Source organism: Legionella fallonii LLAP-10 (assembly GCF_000953135.1).
Taxonomy (GTDB): domain Bacteria; phylum Pseudomonadota; class Gammaproteobacteria; order Legionellales; family Legionellaceae; genus Legionella; species Legionella fallonii.
On the sequence record NZ_LN614827.1, the window covers coordinates 915765 to 931554 of the forward strand.

A 15790-nucleotide genomic window follows, 5' to 3' on the forward strand; every position below is an offset into this window, starting at 1 on the left:
GTTAATATTTCAGGATGCCGTGTTGGTAAATAGGTATAATTCCGTGGCGAACTTCTCTAACAGTTGGGTGATAGCATAATGCACCACTACACGCTACTTTTGGCATAAATGAACGTAACTGCCAGGTGGTTTTATGAAGAGCATCATAGACCAATTGTTTTGTAGGAAGAGCTGTTGGCACAGTAAACTCTTTAGTCGGGTAAGACAGTCCCAAGCCACAAGCTTTGATGAAGGCCTCTTTCTGGGACCATATATGAAAAAAAACAGCGGGCTTCAATGACGGGGGTACTTTCTTAAACTCTTCAAGTTCTTGTTCTGAAAATAATGTTTTAGCTATACCTTCGTAGGGTCGCGCTGAATAGTACTCAATATCAACACCTAAAGAATGCCCTTTGCCTATGGCAAGCAGAGCGAGATCACCTGTATGACTGAGATTAAACTGTAATTTTTGCGAATTAATTACTTCGGGTTTCCCGTGATTGTTATAGACAAATTCCAAGCGCTCTGGAGCAACATTTAAATAACGAGCGAGGACGATTCTTAAAACGGCTCTTGCCGTCGTGAAACGTCGTCTGTGTCGACTAAAATAAAATCGCTCGCCACGCGCTTTTTCCTCGGCGTTTAATAGTTGATACGTTACATTAAGCTCATGTTCTAATGAAAACTGCCACAGATCAATACGTGCTTCATTTAAAATGCAATGGTGCATACTTAATGGAGTAAATCCTGTAATTGTCATATGATGTGCTTTGAATCTAGCGTCAATTAGCGGTTAAGAGTATCATATAACATTTGATAGTATCTATTCACCACAATTTTTGAACCCCGGTGAAAAGCCAAATGTGGTTTTTTGATAAGCTGTGCTGAATAGTTACCCACGATATTTAATTCACCAAAGAGTAATCAATGAGCCGACAATTTTTGGATTTTGAGCAACCTATTGAAGAGTTGAATCAGAAAATTGAAGCACTTCGCATGGTAGGTCATGATAACGAAGTTAACTTAACAGATGAAATAGCAAAACTTGAAGCTAAATGTTCTGATTTAACTGCTCACGTTTTTTCTAATTTGGAACCTTGGCAAGTCGCTCAAATGGCCAGACATCCTCTCAGGCCACAGACGACTGATTATATTGAACGGATTTTTACTGATTTTCAGGAGTTACATGGCGACAGAAGTTATTCTTCGGCCCCAGCAATAATTGGAGGATTGGCTCGTTTAAATAATGAACCTGTTATGGTTTTAGGCCATCAAAAAGGAAAGCGAACTAAAGAAAAAGTATACCGCAATTTTGGAATGGCACGGCCTGAAGAGTATAGGAAGGCATTACGTCTTATGAAAATGGCTGAAAAATTTAGTCTGCCTATAATTACCTTTATTGATACTGCAGGAGCTTATCCTGGTATTGGCGCTGAAGAGCGTAATCAATCAGAGGCTATTGCACGTAATTTGTTTGTTATGTCTCGCTTAAAAACACCCATTATTTGTATCGTCACAGGCGAAGCAGGTTCTGGTGGCGCTTTAGCTATTGGGGTAGGGGATAGAGTATTAATGCTGCAATTTGGTATTTATTCCGTAATTTCTCCAGAAGGTTGTGCTTCTATATTATGGAAAGATGCAGCTAAGGCCAGCGAAGCTGCGCGGGCTATGGGTATTACTGCTGACAAAATAGCAGAAAATAAATTAGTGGATATGGTGATCCCTGAGCCTGTAGGTGGTGCACATCGTGATGTAGATGATATGGCATTACGCGTGAAAAAAATATTACTTACAGAACTACACGCTTTGAAAAAATTTTCTGTAGATAGATTAATAGAGCTTAGATACCAGAAGTTTATGGCCATGGGGGCTTTATCTTAACTTCCGAGTGGATTGAGCGTTTAGGTCAATTCACTAAATTAATTGTAGGGTTTAGCGGGGGGCTAGACTCTACAGTTTTATTGCATGTTCTTTCCTCTCATACCTTATTGCGTCATAGATTAACCGCGATACATATTCATCATGGGATTAGTGTAAATGCTGAATATTGGCAACGGCATTGTGAGCAATTTTGTCGTAATTTAAATATCCCCTTTTTTGCTCGTACAGTGCAGTTTGACCGTTCAGCCAATATAGAAGAGGGTGCTAGAGTTGCGCGTTATGCTGTTTTTACCTCTTTATTAAGTGCAAATGACTGTCTGCTCTTGGGGCATCACATGGATGATCAGGCAGAGACTGTGCTGTTACAACTGTTCAGAGGGGCAGGGGTTGATGGCTTAGCTGCAATGACGGAGTGTGGGGAGCTAGGATTAGGGACCATGGCTAGGCCTTTTTTAGCCTATACGCGTACGCACCTTGAAGAGTATGCAAAAAGTCATGGATTAGAATGGATAGATGATGAAAGTAATCAAGAGATTAAATATTCACGAAACTATTTGCGCCATGAAATAATGCCTTTACTAATGAAAAAATGGCCAGGAGTGATTGGGAATATAGCGCGAACCGCTGCTCATTGCCAGCAAGCTAAAGCGAATTTAGATGCTTTGGCTGAGTATGATAGCCAAGGAATAGCTTTGGCTAACAACTCGTTAAGTATTACGCCATTAAAAAAGTTAAGTTTTGAGCGTGTTACCAATATTTTAAGAGTATGGCTAAAAAAAAATCAAGTACAAATGCCTTCAACCCTGACCTTCCAACGTTTAATACATGAAGTGATCTTTGCTAATTCTGATGCAAGTCCTGAAGTGAGTTGGGAAAATATTATAGTGCGTCGTTATCAGCAATGCCTTTATATAAATCAACGGGAATTAGAAAGCCATCCTAAAAATACGCGATTTTCTAGGGATGAGCCGTGTAATAAATCTATTATATGGAGCGATTTTCCCCAGCCACTATTATTGGCTGAATTAAATATTTGCTTGATTGCCAAGCAAACGAAGCAAGGATTAGTTATTCCAGAACGAGCAAACATTATTGTTCAGTTTAGGCAGGGCGGAGAGCAGATCCGATTACATGGTCAAACCAAACAATTAAAAAAATTATTTCAAGAATGGGCCGTTCCACCATGGCAAAGAGATACCATTCCTTTAATTTATATTAATGACCAACTTGCTGTGGTAGTTGGCTATGCCGTTAGTGATGCATTTTATTCTAAAAGTGCAGCGCACGCATGGGAATTATTAACAAAAGGTTAATATTAAATAACTATTTCCTTTATTTATTAAATAATGGTTGATTATTATAATTGAATGGTATCTAAATTAATTGTTGATGTCCTAAAGGCTTCACCATGAGGAGTTATCATGCCATTTTTAAAAATATTTTGGTTGTTGAGCTATATTTCTATAGCTTCTTTTTCCGCGGCAATTATTACGCCTGCCTTACCTGAAATTCAGCAGCAGTATGCCCTTCTTCAAGGTCAAATTGAGTGGATAGTATCTGCTTTTTTAATCGGTTATGTGATAGGCCAGTTGATCTATGGCCCTTTAGCAAATCGTTTTGGGCGAATCACTGCCCTGCGTACCGGGTTAGTCATCAATCTTCTGGGTATCCTCGTTTGTTATTCCGGGCTTATTTTCCACTCCTATTGGATATTAATTGCCGGCCGGTTTGTCACTGCACTAGGCGCCGCAAGTGGTTTGGCATGTACTTTTATGCTTATTAATGAATGGTTACCAGCAGAACAACGAAAAACGGCAATGGCTTATACCATATTATCTTTTACTTTAGGTATTGGCTTTGCCGTACTTTTGGGAGGGGTGATTAGTGAATACAGTCATTGGTATAACTGTTTTATGCTACTGTTTATGCATGGCTTGCTCATGCTTTATGGAACAAAGGTATTTAGTGAAACGTTAATCACTTCCCACGTAATTAACTTCAATTCCATTGTCAAAGGATATCTGACTGTTTTATCTTCAGATTCTTTATTAATATATTCTTTGGTAGTGGGTCTTTGTTCCGCTATAGGGTATTGCTTTTCAGCGGCAGGCCCACAAATTACCTCTGACTTATTTCAATTATCACCGGCAGAATATGGATATTGGAATATACTGAATATGGTTGGCATGCTGTCTGGAGGATTATTAGCTAAAGTTGCATTACAAAAATACAGTGCGAGCAATGTAGTGTATTTGGGTTTGACTGGCACCGCATTAAGTATAGGCTGTTTAATTCTAATGGTCTATTCTGGACATCCACTCGTATTGTGGTTTTTCATGAGTACTTTATTCTTATACTTATTTAGTGGTTTCTTGTTTGCAGGTGGCTCTTATATCGCTTCTAATGCTGTGAGCGATAAAGCCAGTGGTTCTGCTATGATGAGTTTTATTAACATGATGACAGCAACACTAGCCGTTGTTTTCATGGGGTACGTAAGTACTAAACCGTTATTGGCTTTTATCACTATATTGGCTGGGTTATGGTTTTTAGTATTGGTTATACTATTCGTGCGACAAGGATTGTGTTTTATGCAAAATAAGCAGGTACAGTCTGAGAGTTAATGGAAAATAAGATAATTCTCTTGAGCAGTTCATCTTTTTTACTGCTCAAGAGAATTAAATCTAGATAAGCTATCGAAATTAATGGGTACTTCTTTTTATTGAGCTATGAGGTGGATAAGCGAAATGTATCACTGCGAAATTTGTGGGCATGAGCAGGAGTTACAATAGATAAAAGCACCAATAAGATCAGTATCAATGAGAACTTACTGCTAACTGGAGTGCTTGAGAAAATGAGAAAAATAATTCACGTGCTGTGTATTTTTGTTTTGTTCTTGATACACCATTGTGTATACGCTGAGTTCACGCAAAGTTGGCTTGATAACCAAGTACAGCTATTTGTTAAAGACAAACCTGTAAAAGCAATGATTTATGGATTGTGGGTGGATGGGAAGCCAATCAGCACTAATGCAATTGGCCAGTCTATGACTAATGTGCCTGTAACAGATGACATGCATTTTCGTATTGGTGGCATAACAGAAACTATGTTAACAACGGTACTGATGCAACTAGTTGAACAAAAAAAATTGCAACTCGATGATAACATCGCGCAGTGGTATCCCAATTTACCTAATGCAGCTAGTGTTACATTAAAAATGCTAGCCAATGGTACCAGTGGTTATCCTGATTATGTTTATAATAAAAAATTTGTTGATGCGGTAATCAATCATCCTTTCAAAAATTGGTCTGATAAAGAGTTGTTAGATTATGCTTTGATGCAGAAGCCTTTATTTAAACCTGGCACAAACCAACATTACTCCCATACGGACTATGTTCTTCTTGGATCCATTTTAAGCAAGGTTAGTAACAAATCAGTGAATGAATTGTTTGAGGAAGCTATTTTTAATAAATTAGCAATGAACAATACTCGATTTGAGCGTACAGCAAATATGCCATATCCAGTATTGCACTCTTTTAGTCAGGACAGACACATCTATGAAGACTCTACTTTTTGGGATCCATCTTGGACATCTACTTCTGGAGCTACGGTTTCTACCATTCAAGATTTAGGATTATGGGCTAATGCTTGGATGAAAGGCAGTTTGTTATCAGAGCAATCTACTCAACAATTAAGAGCGCCAGAAACTGTGGGTAAGGGACAGAATACCAGCGCCCTTTATTTCGCGATGGGCTTTGGAGTAGTGAATCATTGGTTAATCCAGAACCCTCGTTTTGGCGGTTATAGCGGTATATTTTCTGTTTTGCCAGAAAAAAACATAGTATTTATCGCCTTTAATACTCTAAAACCTGCCGGGGAAAGCAATATAAATTTCAGCATGGCACTATGGCAAAAATTAGCTGCTAAATTAGCACCTGAATACCCACAGCCATTTAAATAATCCTGTATTTTTGAGTTATGCCTTTTTGAACCTTCTTTATCCGAAACTGACGTTAATTTAAGGAGCTTGTAGGTTGCAGACTAGACATGAAGTATGTAATTGGTCGCGACCAATTGTTAACATGATGCTGAGCCCAAGTAAAACTTCTCCTTGGGCTTACAATCTAATTAATGATTAGGGGTACTGGAGCTATTATTTGGGGTGCCCATGTTAGTACCTGTACCGGTATTATTAGTACCGTTATTACCATTGGTACTTGGATTATTTATTGTGCCATTACTGTTACTATTAGTACCAGTATTAGTAGACCCAGTCCCCGTATTAATGTTAGTTCCTGTGCTAGTAGGGCCTGTATTGACGCCTGTTCCTGTACTTGCCCCTGAACTACTCCCGCTCGTGTCAGTAGCATATACTGGAGAAAAGGCAAACAATGCTAAAGAAAGAAGTAGTATTTTTTTCATGATAGCCTCCTTGCAAAATACAATACCGCTTTAATTAAGTAATAATTTTTTTAAATTAAGGTTTTTAAAGGTATAAAACGGATAAGGGTTATTCCCACTTATTTATTACTTTGCGTTATGTCACATTTGAAGATAGTTTATCTGTTCCTTTAAGCTCATCTCCTTAATTAAATAGGTTGTATTATATTGATAGAAGATGATTAAAAATAATTCAAGTCTGTTTTTCGTATCTTATTGAATTTAATTAATAAAAGAATTTCTCTTAGTTCAATATTACTTTTGAAAATGACTTAAGTTGTAAATTGAATCTTTGGTTCATAGCCCCAAGCTGCGGATGTAATATCTTTCTAAGACCTCGCCCCACACCCTCTCCCTCGAGAGAGAGGGTAGGTTACCTCTTAAGTTTATGTCATTACGTGAACGGCTAGCATTCAGGCAAATTAACCGCCAAACCACCCATAGACGTTTCTTTATAAATGCTTTGCATATCCATACCTGTTTGTTTCATTGTTTTAATCACTTTATCCAAAGAAATATGATGTTGTCCGTCTCCTATGAGCGCCATTCGTGTAGCATTAACCGCTTTGACCGCTCCCATAGCATTACGTTCAATACAAGGTATTTGTACCAATCCCAAAACAGGGTCACAGGTCATTCCTAAATGATGTTCCATAGCGATTTCAGCTGCATTTTCCACTTGTTCTACCGTGCCGCCGAGAACCGCAGTAAGTCCAGCTGCTGCCATAGAAGAGGCAACGCCTACTTCGCCTTGACATCCTACTTCGGCACCAGAAATAGACGCGCCTTTTTTATAAAGAATACCAATAGCTGCGGCCGTAAGGAAATAAGTATAGATGTCTTCATCATTCATCTTATCATGAGCCATTTGACAATATTTGAGTACGGCTGGAATAATTCCTGCAGCACCATTGGTTGGGGCGGTAACGATGCGACCGCCAGCGGCATTTTCCTCATTAACTGCCATAGCGTAAAGGTTTAAATGGTTCATAATATCTGACTGCTCAAAAACACTTTTAACACCTTTTTGATCCATTAACGCTTTATAGAGAGAGGGTGCTCGTCTTTTGAGATTCAAACCACCGGGTAATGTACCATCATGTTTACAACCATTGGCAATACATTCATCCATCACTTGAGCAATAGTCAAAATTCCTTTATGAATTTCTTCAGTACTTCTCCAGGTCCTTTCATTAGCCATCATTAACTCAGCGATGCTTAAGTTATTTTCTTTGCATAATTTAAGTAACTGATCTCCAGTTGAAAAAGGGTAAGGTGGTGGATTAGAGTCTTCGGTTGTCTTATTAAAATCCTCTTCTGTGGTAATAAACCCACCGCCAATAGAATAATATACTTGATTAATTAATAAGTTACCTGAGCTGTCATAAGCTGAAAAACGCATCCCATTGCTATGTTTGGGTAATAGTTCCTTTTGTAAGAATAAGAAATCAGTTGCTTCATTAAAAGAGATATTTTTTTTACCGGCTAAATTGAGAGTATGAGAACTAAGTATCTCATGCATGCGAGGTATCATAGTTTCTGGTATTACTGTTTCTGGTGCTTTATTTTCAAGCCCATTGACAATGGCTTTATCGGTACCATGCCCTTTACCAGTTAAGGCTAAAGAACCATAGAGTTCTACTTTGGCACGTTGTATTTTATCAAAGAGATTTTTTTCTTGGAGTAATTGTAAAAAGGCATTAGCTGCTAACATAGGCCCTACAGTATGCGAACTCGAGGGACCAATACCAATAGAAAATAAATCAAACACGCTGATGTTCATATAATCTAACTCTCTTGTTCTATTTAGTGGCAAGTGTAGAAGGATAAATCGGATTTGTCTATTTGTAATTAAATAATAGCTTATGACTGGTAATTTTATGTGAATTTAGGCAGAATGAACGGGCATTTTTACAATGTTCTATATCTTTCTGATTGTACATAAGGAAGATATGTAATTTAAGAAAGACTAAAAGGGGATTGTTTATGAAGATCAAATTGGTCGCTGCGGCCGTCATGGGGCTGGCAATGTCAACTGCAATGGCTGCAACCGATGCTACATCATTAACTACAGATAAAGATAAATTATCTTATAGTATTGGTGCTGATTTAGGTAAAAACTTCAAAACTCAAGGTATTGATATCAATCCAGAAGTGTTGGCTAAAGGAATGCAGGATGGTATGAGCGGTGCTCAACTGATTTTGACTGAACAGCAAATGAAAGATGTTTTGAATAAATTTCAGAAAGATTTAATGGCAAAACGTTCTGCTGAGTTTAACAAGAAAGCTGATGAAAACAAGACAAAAGGTGAAGCGTTTTTAAAAGAAAATAAAGCTAAGCCTGGAATTGTTTCATTACCAAGCGGATTGCAATATAAAATCATTGAAAGTGGCAATGGTTCTAAACCAGGTAAAACAGATACTGTAACTGTTGAATATACTGGTCGTTTGATCGATGGTACAGTATTCGATAGCACAGAAAAGACTGGTAAACCAGCAACGTTCCAAGTATCACAAGTAATTCCTGGCTGGACTGAAGCATTACAATTAATGCCTGCTGGCTCTACTTGGGAAATCTATGTTCCATCAGGTCTTGCTTATGGCCCACGTAGTGTTGGTGGCCCAATAGGACCAAATGAAACTTTAATTTTCAAGATTCATTTGATTTCTGTGAAAAAAGCTTCTGCCTAAAGCACATTATTCATCCTGAGTTAGATAATTCAGGATGAATATCGTTAGCTATTTTTCAAAAGGTAGCATCTCATGTTCTTGTGAAGAAAATGAAGTAACTCAAGGTAGGAGCCTAATAGAGGTGCTTCAATAATGCTTACAATGACGAATTTTTGTTTTAATTGGTAACAATGGTTAAAATCTGCTTTTTCGCGAAATCTTTTCTAATGTTGCATCGGCTTCGGGTGTTTAAAAAATGAATAAACGCTTGTTTATCGTTTTCATTTTAGGTTTTTCTTCTGGTTTGCCCATGGCTTTAATCAGTAGCACTTTGCAGGCATGGTTTGCCTATAGCGGTATGTCCGTTTTAGCTACCGGTGCATTAAGTTTAGTAAGCCTTCCTTATGCCTACCGTATTTTTTGGGGGCCTATTCTTGATCGTTATTCTTTATTTAGTTTAGGTAAGCGCCGCAGTTGGATCTTAACAATGCAAATACTTCTATTGATAGGGTTTAATTGCATGGCTTGGTTTTCGCCTGACCAACATCCTAAAGCCTTAGCGTTTTTGGCTTTAGTTTTAGCCTGTTTTTCTGCCACTCAAGATGTGGCCATAGATGCTCATAGAGCCGAATACCTCCCGCAAACTGAGCATGCTTTAGGAGCTTCTATAGCCGTATTTGGTTATAGACTGGCATTATTGCTTTCTGGTGGTTTAGCACTGATTATGGCAGAGCAGTTAGGTTGGGCCATTACTTATCGTTTTATGGGTTTCATCATGATAATTGGTATGTTTGCCATATTATTGAGTAAGGAACCCTCTATAGAAATCAAAGAAAAAAGTAGTTTTGCTTTTTCTTTCATCGCACCTGTTAAAGAATTATTAGCCCGTCCCGGAGTTATTTATCTTTTATTCTTTATTTTTTGTTATAAGCTAGGAGAAGCTTTTACCACCACTACTAGTGGTATTGTCATGCCTTTTTTAATTCAAGGGCTGGGCTTTTCATTAGAGACCATAGGTTATATCAATAAAATGCTAGGGTTGGGGGCCATCTTACTAGGAGGATTAACTGCCGGAGTTTTATTGACTCGTTATAGTTTATATCGTTCCTTGTTCTTTTTTGGATTATTACAAGCATTAACCAATGTATTTTTTGTCGCTTTGGCCATTTATGGAAAAAATGTACCATTATTAGCCGTTGCTGTTTTTTCGGATAATTTTGCTGCAGGTCTAGCGTCCACTGCCTTGGTTGCCTTATTTATGAGATTGGTTAATAAACAATTTACTGGCACTCAATTTTCATTGTTGGTCGCTTTATCTACATTACCCCGTATACTCTCAGGTCCTGTTGCTGCGACTATTCAGATGAATATAGGGTGGACCGGTCTGTATGAATTATCTATAGTGTTTGCACTAGCTTTTATTCCTTTTCTAATTAAGATTAAAGAACAAACGAAAGAACTGCTCGCACAAGAAGAAACCCCTCTAGAAAAAGAAGGCTCTTTGGATCCTATAAGATAATAGGTTCGTAGAATAGGGTGAGGCATTTTATGCAACAAATCGTTCCAAAATCTTAAGCTGATGCCCTTATACCCCAACTAAAACATTGTCATCTAGAGCGCGCAAAACGCATTGTGCCATATTCAGCAAAATGACAGCGTCGATTAGACAACAAATTGTCCGGCGTTGCTGTACGCTAAAGAGCATATATTTCAAGTAGTTTTTTGGACAGAGTCATTGTATAAATACTATTTACTATTCGATAAAATAGTTAAATAAAAAGGCATGGATTTCGAGTGATTTTGAACCAACAAGACATGTTGCAACTTCTTCTTGGTACCGAGGGTCGGACTCGAACCGACACGATGTCACCATCACCGGATTTTGAATCCGGCGCGTCTACCAATTCCGCCACCCCGGCACGCACGGCCATTATAGCAAAGATACAGAATCTAACAATGAATAAATCAATAATATTTAAAAAGATTAATATGTTTGGTTTTTATTTAAACTAATTTGACATTTTAGCGTCGAATATTAAATAATGAGAGAGGAATATCGTATCAATAGATGTTAACGAGGGGTGTTTATGCTAAAAAATAGAGCAGTACTTGTTGGATTGCTATTGGTGCAGTTGAGTGCAATATGCTTTGCCTCTAATTGCCCTGATCCTGCAACTACTTCATTACAATGGGGAGTGCCTCCCGATCCTTGGATAGAAAATCCTTTTTCTCCTAATAGTCCCCAAGGCGAAGAAAATACCAAATTTGTACGAGCTAATATTCTTGTTGCTGGTTATGGGCAGGGAGTGACCTGCACTTATAGAAACTCCGTTGGTGAATACTCTATTTGGTGGCCGGTGCTCACAAAAATACCCTCACGAGCAGATTATACCTGGATAGATACACGGGGTGGCTTTGTGTGCACTCAAGGGTTGCTTGAATGTCAGTTTTATACGGCAAATTAGTAGAGCTTTTGTATCATCATAAAAGAGTTATCTTGAATTTTCTTGATAAAAAAAAATACTTAATTTAAAGTGGAGTTTAATTTTTTATTCGCAGATAAGGGATTATGTTGATAAGAAACCCTGTTTTAGGTCTAGCGGCAGTAATGCTTGGGACATCACTGGCCTATGCTGGTGATATGGGTACGATAAGGTCATCATATCGACCTGTTGGTTCTGTATTTGGTGGCGTAGCAAACCTATCATCGAGACCTGGCTCATATTCCTTTTTAGGCACAGATGATGATGTGTTTGTTTATAACGGCGTGAATAGCTCAAAAACTACAGGATTAGTTGGTGTTTTTTTAGGTGTAGAACCTACTTTATCATACACCAATTTTTTCTTACAGGCTGGTCTGGAATACAGTTATTTTGGCAATACTTCTCTTTATGGTTCCAACACAGTGGGCATTGAACCTGAGACTTCTACTGCTTATCAATACCAATACACTTTGCAAACCCAACAGTTATTGGCGGTGGGTAAGTTTTTTAAGAAGACTCATTTTCCTAAAACGAATCATATTCTCTATCCCTACTTATCTATCGGTTTAGGAGTTGCTTTTAATCAGGCCAAAAATTATCAAGCATTTACTAATGAAACGGGCAGCATAAACATTACGCCTTCCTTTGCTGACCACTCAAATACTTCTTTTAGTTACAGTTTAGGTGTGGGTATAGATAGTCCTATCGATCAACATATACGAATTGGAGTCGGGTATAAGTTCTCTGATTTTCTGCGTGCTAATTTAGGGAATGGCCAAGTTGTCATTAACCAATATGCTTATCCTGTATTATTTTCCTTAAAAAACACACATACTTATGCCAATCAGTTTATTGCACAAATAAGCTATGTAGTTTAATACTTTAATACCGTACGATGTGAAATGGATGTTAGGGGATTTATGAGAAGCCTGTAGAATTTAAATAGAGCTGTCTCCTTAATTATTTTTAAGCTGACGTTAAGTTAAGAGTGTCAATATGAAGTAATATATTTTCGTAACGATCTACTTTAGTAAAATAGTTGGATAACCTTAATTGAAAAAAAGAGAAATAATTAGTTCAAGTATAGGGAATATTATCGAATGGTTTGATTTAGGACTATTCCTTTTTATGACCCCAATTATTTCTACAAAGTTTTTTCCCCAACAATTCTCAAATATATCAACATTTTTTACGCTTACTGTATTTGCTATGGGATTTCTCTGCCGCCCCATAGGCGGCATTTTTTTGGGGTACTTCGGAGATGTTTATGGTCGAGCAATTACATTAAGAATTTCCATTCTCACGATAACAGTATCCACTATGTTAATCGGAATGTTGCCATCATATGAGAGTATAGGGATATTAGCCCCCATCCTATTTGTTGTACTGAGACTAATACAAGGATTTTCAATAGGAGGGGAGTACAGTGGAATAATGATTTATTTGGCTGAATCAGCACCCTATAAAAGGCGTGGTTTTATCACAAGCTTTGCCGCAACAGGAGCAAATTTAGGTTTTTTATTGGCAACGTTAATGTGTATTTTGCTGACTCTTAGTTTTTCTGAAGAGATGATTAAAGATTGGGTTTGGCGATTACCTTTTCTTTTTGTGGGAATACCAGGAGCATTCATTATATATTATCGTTTTAAATTAACTGAGACCACAGTATATCTGCGTTTAAAACGATTTCACCTTCTCAAAGAGCATCCCTTAATAACCGCGTTCAAAGTTGCTCCGCTGCAATTAATTAAAATTTTGGGACTTACTTGTATGAGTTCAACATTTTATTATTTTTTTGTAGGCTATATTCCCACCTATTTAGAGCGTTATATGGGATTTTCGCTAAAAACGGGATTATTCTTTCAAAGCATGATGTTAATTGGAATGTTATTTGTTGTTCCGCTAGGTGGTCTACTGGGTGATTATTTTAGTCGAAAAAGAATTATGATACTCACATCGATAGCAATTCTTTTCTTAATTTTTCCTTGTATTTATTTATTACAGTCTAAGTCATTATCATTAACGGCCTTAGCTTTGGCTATAGCAACCATACTTAGCTCATTAGATCAAAGTAACACGTTAACAGCGGCCGTTGAAAATTGCCCTGAAAATGTACGCTATAGTAGTATCGCTTTTTCTTACAATCTTGGTAACGCGTTGTTTGGTGGAACGACGCCAGTAATTGTTACTTTGCTAATAGACAATATAAATAGTTTAGCTCCATCATATTATCTATTTTTTATGGCATGCATCAGTCTAGTTACTGCGACAACCTTGCTCAATAAAAATCAATCCCTGGCAGCCATTTAACTACAACTAGGTAGTGGTTTTTTCTTCTATAGTTATATTTATAATGAAGTATCAAGGATGAAATAATGAAAAGAATATTAATTTGTTTGACTCTTGTTTTATGCAGCAATTTACTTATTGCAAGTCAGGGGACGCAATCTGGCTCTAATGCAATCCCATGTTTTAACATGCATGAAGTCGAGCGTATTGGAAAAGAAATATATGCATTCTTACAGCATGAATTTTGCGAAGAAAAAGTTGAGCCCAAAAAGTTGGTTTCTATTAGTCAAAATATCCTGCCAAAAATCATGACTGAATCATTCCTTGGGGTGACGCCGCCAGAAAACTGGCAGCAATTAGCCGATGATATTATAAAAAACTGTCTTGGAAACAATGATCTGTGTAAAAAGGAAGTGCGAAAAGAATTCGAAGCATGTGTCAAACCTAGAATTCCTTTGATCTTGATGCAGTTTGGTCCGTGGCTTGCTGAACATTGTTCCCAATTGAATAAGTCATTAATTCAACAATGGCCAAATAAACAAGCAATCCTCAAAAATGCAATTGATGAAAGCAAAGCACAGAATAATCTGAATTAGTCTTTGAAATCTGAAAAAAGTAAAAAACCAATTAACGAGTCATCAGTTAATTGGCTAGAAGGAATATAAAATATTGAATCAAGAGTACATTGTATATCGGACTTCTTCGAATCTAGCACTATCGTGTTCTTGCATTTTCTCAGCTTCTTGCAACTTCTCTTGTTCTTGTTCTTGCTGGATCTTTAGATTCATGAGTGCAAGCATATTCTGGGTTTTTAATTCTTGTAAAATTGCAGCTAATAAAATGTCCGTAGTTGTCTGTAAGTTTATTTCTTGAGCCGGTTGTTGTGTTTCCTGTGTTCTTTCGGTTTTCTGTACTTCAGTTGATGGGGGGGTGTGTTGTTGACTAAAAAAAAGCGGTGATCCCTGATTAGAATAAGATTGTATCGATTTCTCATTTCCTTTTTTTAATTGAGTGTCTGTAGCATTTTTACCCATGGTGATCTCCTTTTCCTTGTGAGTCTCTTTCAGATTAATATAAATTTTGAGTTAAATGCAAATGTTTTTTTCAGAATCAGCAAACTTTATATTTTTACCATTAATATTGCTCATCAAGTTTCTTAATTGATGCAACTGGAAATAAATTGATAAATGAAACTTCGTTCCGAGAACCGTACGTCCATGGGGTCTTATTGCGAACTCACGTTGATATCGTATTTGTTTGAGTCAGAGTTAGGTCTGATATGTTCGGTAGCCCTTGTTTTGCTAGGGTTTGTTGACAATTCACCGCCCGCCTACGTGCCGCGGCTTGTCCGCAGCATCCAGTAGATGGTCGAATTAAAATATATGTTCTTGTTAATGCATTGATTAATAAGAGCAAACTCATAATATACCGGTTCTGACGCCAAGTATAAAATGCATAGACTAATGCTCAAAGATGAGCTATGGTTTAAGCTGAGGGAGATCATGCTACAGCATGGAATTTATGACAAGCCTAATCTTCGTATAATAGTTGAGGCGATGTTGTATCGTATGCGTGAGGGCTGTCTTTGGCGAGACCTATCGACAGATTTTGGATGCTGGAATTCAATTTATCAACAATTTAATCGATGGTCATCTAAGAATAAATTAATGGATATTTTTAAAACGTTTGTACAAGGGCCGGATTTAGAATGGCGCTTTATTGATGGCAGTATTGTCAAAGCTCACCAACATAGTGCAGGTCTACCCAATAAAGAAGAACAAGGCATTGGTATATCGGTTGCAGGGAATACAACAAAAATTCATATGGCGGTTGATGCTCACGGATTACCTATTGATTTTCAAATAACAGGTGGTGAAGTGCATGAGTTGTATATTGAAGCAGCTCGCCGTGAAAAACGTTTCAAAAATTGGCCAATGATTGAGATCTACTGGATGCCGCGGACAAGCCGCGGCACGTAGGCGGGCGGTGAATTGTCAACAGACCCTAATAGAGAATACACTATTTATATGAAGCCATTAGCAAACCCAACA

General features: G+C 37.6%; 14 protein-coding genes, 1 tRNA gene and 1 pseudogene. 11 read left to right on the plus strand and 5 right to left on the minus strand.

Annotation, left to right across the window (positions count from 1 at the left end; translation table 11 throughout):
- Nucleotide 1: 1 nt before the first annotated feature.
- Nucleotides 2-739 (minus strand): 4'-phosphopantetheinyl transferase family protein, encoded by a 738-nt coding sequence (locus LFA_RS03600; RefSeq protein WP_045094962.1) that lies wholly within the window; start codon nucleotides 737-739, stop codon nucleotides 2-4.
- Nucleotides 740-906: 167 nt separating this feature from the next.
- On the opposite strand from LFA_RS03600, the gene LFA_RS03605 reads away from it, so the two are divergent.
- From LFA_RS03605 to LFA_RS03620, 4 genes are all read left to right on the plus strand, one after another.
- Nucleotides 907-1860, plus strand: a complete 954-nt coding sequence (locus LFA_RS03605) for an acetyl-CoA carboxylase carboxyltransferase subunit alpha (protein WP_045094963.1) — start codon at nucleotides 907-909, stop codon at nucleotides 1858-1860.
- A complete protein-coding gene (gene tilS, locus LFA_RS03610) occupies nucleotides 1854-3173 on the plus strand; it encodes a tRNA lysidine(34) synthetase TilS (RefSeq protein WP_045094964.1) in 1320 nt (439 codons plus the stop codon). Before LFA_RS03605 ends, tilS begins: the two co-directional genes overlap by 7 nt.
- A gap of 108 nt (nucleotides 3174-3281) precedes the next feature.
- Nucleotides 3282-4481: an MFS transporter gene (locus LFA_RS03615; RefSeq protein WP_045094965.1), complete on the plus strand. Its 1200-nt coding sequence runs from the start codon at nucleotides 3282-3284 to the stop codon at nucleotides 4479-4481.
- A gap of 230 nt (nucleotides 4482-4711) precedes the next feature.
- On the plus strand, nucleotides 4712-5818 hold the full coding sequence (locus tag LFA_RS03620) for a serine hydrolase domain-containing protein (protein WP_052673843.1): 1107 nt from the start codon (nucleotides 4712-4714) through the stop codon (nucleotides 5816-5818).
- A gap of 167 nt (nucleotides 5819-5985) precedes the next feature.
- Here LFA_RS03620 and LFA_RS03625 read toward each other — a convergent pair whose 3' ends face one another.
- On the minus strand, nucleotides 5986-6279 hold the full coding sequence (locus tag LFA_RS03625) for a hypothetical protein (protein WP_045094966.1): 294 nt from the start codon (nucleotides 6277-6279) through the stop codon (nucleotides 5986-5988).
- A gap of 424 nt (nucleotides 6280-6703) precedes the next feature.
- A complete protein-coding gene (locus LFA_RS03630; protein ID WP_045094967.1) occupies nucleotides 6704-8080 on the minus strand; it encodes an L-serine ammonia-lyase in 1377 nt (458 codons plus the stop codon).
- A 203-nt stretch (nucleotides 8081-8283) separates the two neighbouring features.
- Between LFA_RS03630 and LFA_RS03635 the strand changes: the two genes are divergently transcribed.
- The gene (locus tag LFA_RS03635; RefSeq protein WP_045094968.1) at nucleotides 8284-8988 is read left to right on the plus strand and encodes an FKBP-type peptidyl-prolyl cis-trans isomerase N-terminal domain-containing protein; all 705 of its coding nucleotides are present in this window, start codon (nucleotides 8284-8286) and stop codon (nucleotides 8986-8988) included.
- Between the two features lie 235 nt (nucleotides 8989-9223).
- Nucleotides 9224-10486 carry an AmpG family muropeptide MFS transporter gene (locus LFA_RS03640; protein WP_045094969.1) on the plus strand — a complete coding sequence of 421 codons (1263 nt, stop codon included), beginning with the start codon at nucleotides 9224-9226 and terminating at the stop codon, nucleotides 10484-10486.
- Between the two features lie 313 nt (nucleotides 10487-10799).
- Here the strand turns inward: LFA_RS03640 and LFA_RS03645 are convergent.
- Nucleotides 10800-10886: transfer RNA gene (locus LFA_RS03645), tRNA-Leu, on the minus strand.
- Between the two features lie 168 nt (nucleotides 10887-11054).
- Here LFA_RS03645 and LFA_RS03650 point away from each other — a divergent pair.
- The 4 genes from LFA_RS03650 (at nucleotide 11055) to LFA_RS03665 (ending at nucleotide 14335) form a co-directional block, all read left to right on the plus strand.
- On the plus strand, nucleotides 11055-11432 hold the full coding sequence (locus LFA_RS03650) for a DUF3757 domain-containing protein (RefSeq protein ID WP_045094970.1): 378 nt from the start codon (nucleotides 11055-11057) through the stop codon (nucleotides 11430-11432).
- A 104-nt stretch (nucleotides 11433-11536) separates the two neighbouring features.
- The gene (locus LFA_RS03655) at nucleotides 11537-12328 is read left to right on the plus strand and encodes an outer membrane protein (RefSeq protein WP_052673844.1); all 792 of its coding nucleotides are present in this window, start codon (nucleotides 11537-11539) and stop codon (nucleotides 12326-12328) included.
- Between the two features lie 175 nt (nucleotides 12329-12503).
- The gene (locus LFA_RS03660) at nucleotides 12504-13760 is read left to right on the plus strand and encodes an MFS transporter (RefSeq protein ID WP_045094971.1); all 1257 of its coding nucleotides are present in this window, start codon (nucleotides 12504-12506) and stop codon (nucleotides 13758-13760) included.
- A gap of 65 nt (nucleotides 13761-13825) precedes the next feature.
- A complete protein-coding gene (locus tag LFA_RS03665) occupies nucleotides 13826-14335 on the plus strand; it encodes a hypothetical protein (RefSeq protein ID WP_045094972.1) in 510 nt (169 codons plus the stop codon).
- A 78-nt stretch (nucleotides 14336-14413) separates the two neighbouring features.
- Here LFA_RS03665 and LFA_RS03670 read toward each other — a convergent pair whose 3' ends face one another.
- Nucleotides 14414-14773: a hypothetical protein gene (locus LFA_RS03670; RefSeq protein ID WP_045094973.1), complete on the minus strand. Its 360-nt coding sequence runs from the start codon at nucleotides 14771-14773 to the stop codon at nucleotides 14414-14416.
- 417 nt (nucleotides 14774-15190) lie between these two features.
- Here LFA_RS03670 and LFA_RS03675 point away from each other — a divergent pair.
- Nucleotides 15191-15625: pseudogene (locus LFA_RS03675) on the plus strand (IS5 family transposase); the annotation flags it as partial.
- Nucleotides 15626-15790 lie beyond the last annotated feature (165 nt).

Coding starts and splice junctions, on each gene's coding strand:
- LFA_RS03670 (WP_045094973.1), bottom strand. CDS start 14,773: ATGGGTAAAAATGCTACAGACACTCAATTAAAAAAAGGAAATGAGAAA.
- LFA_RS03630 (WP_045094967.1), bottom strand. CDS start 8,080: ATGAACATCAGCGTGTTTGATTTATTTTCTATTGGTATTGGTCCCTCG.
- LFA_RS03605 (WP_045094963.1), top strand. CDS start 907: ATGAGCCGACAATTTTTGGATTTTGAGCAACCTATTGAAGAGTTGAAT.
- LFA_RS03600 (WP_045094962.1), bottom strand. CDS start 739: ATGACAATTACAGGATTTACTCCATTAAGTATGCACCATTGCATTTTA.
- LFA_RS03625 (WP_045094966.1), bottom strand. CDS start 6,279: ATGAAAAAAATACTACTTCTTTCTTTAGCATTGTTTGCCTTTTCTCCA.
- LFA_RS03640 (WP_045094969.1), top strand. CDS start 9,224: ATGAATAAACGCTTGTTTATCGTTTTCATTTTAGGTTTTTCTTCTGGT.
- LFA_RS03615 (WP_045094965.1), top strand. CDS start 3,282: ATGCCATTTTTAAAAATATTTTGGTTGTTGAGCTATATTTCTATAGCT.
- LFA_RS03655 (WP_052673844.1), top strand. CDS start 11,537: ATGTTGATAAGAAACCCTGTTTTAGGTCTAGCGGCAGTAATGCTTGGG.
- LFA_RS03635 (WP_045094968.1), top strand. CDS start 8,284: ATGAAGATCAAATTGGTCGCTGCGGCCGTCATGGGGCTGGCAATGTCA.
- LFA_RS03650 (WP_045094970.1), top strand. CDS start 11,055: ATGCTAAAAAATAGAGCAGTACTTGTTGGATTGCTATTGGTGCAGTTG.
- LFA_RS03665 (WP_045094972.1), top strand. CDS start 13,826: ATGAAAAGAATATTAATTTGTTTGACTCTTGTTTTATGCAGCAATTTA.
- LFA_RS03620 (WP_052673843.1), top strand. CDS start 4,712: ATGAGAAAAATAATTCACGTGCTGTGTATTTTTGTTTTGTTCTTGATA.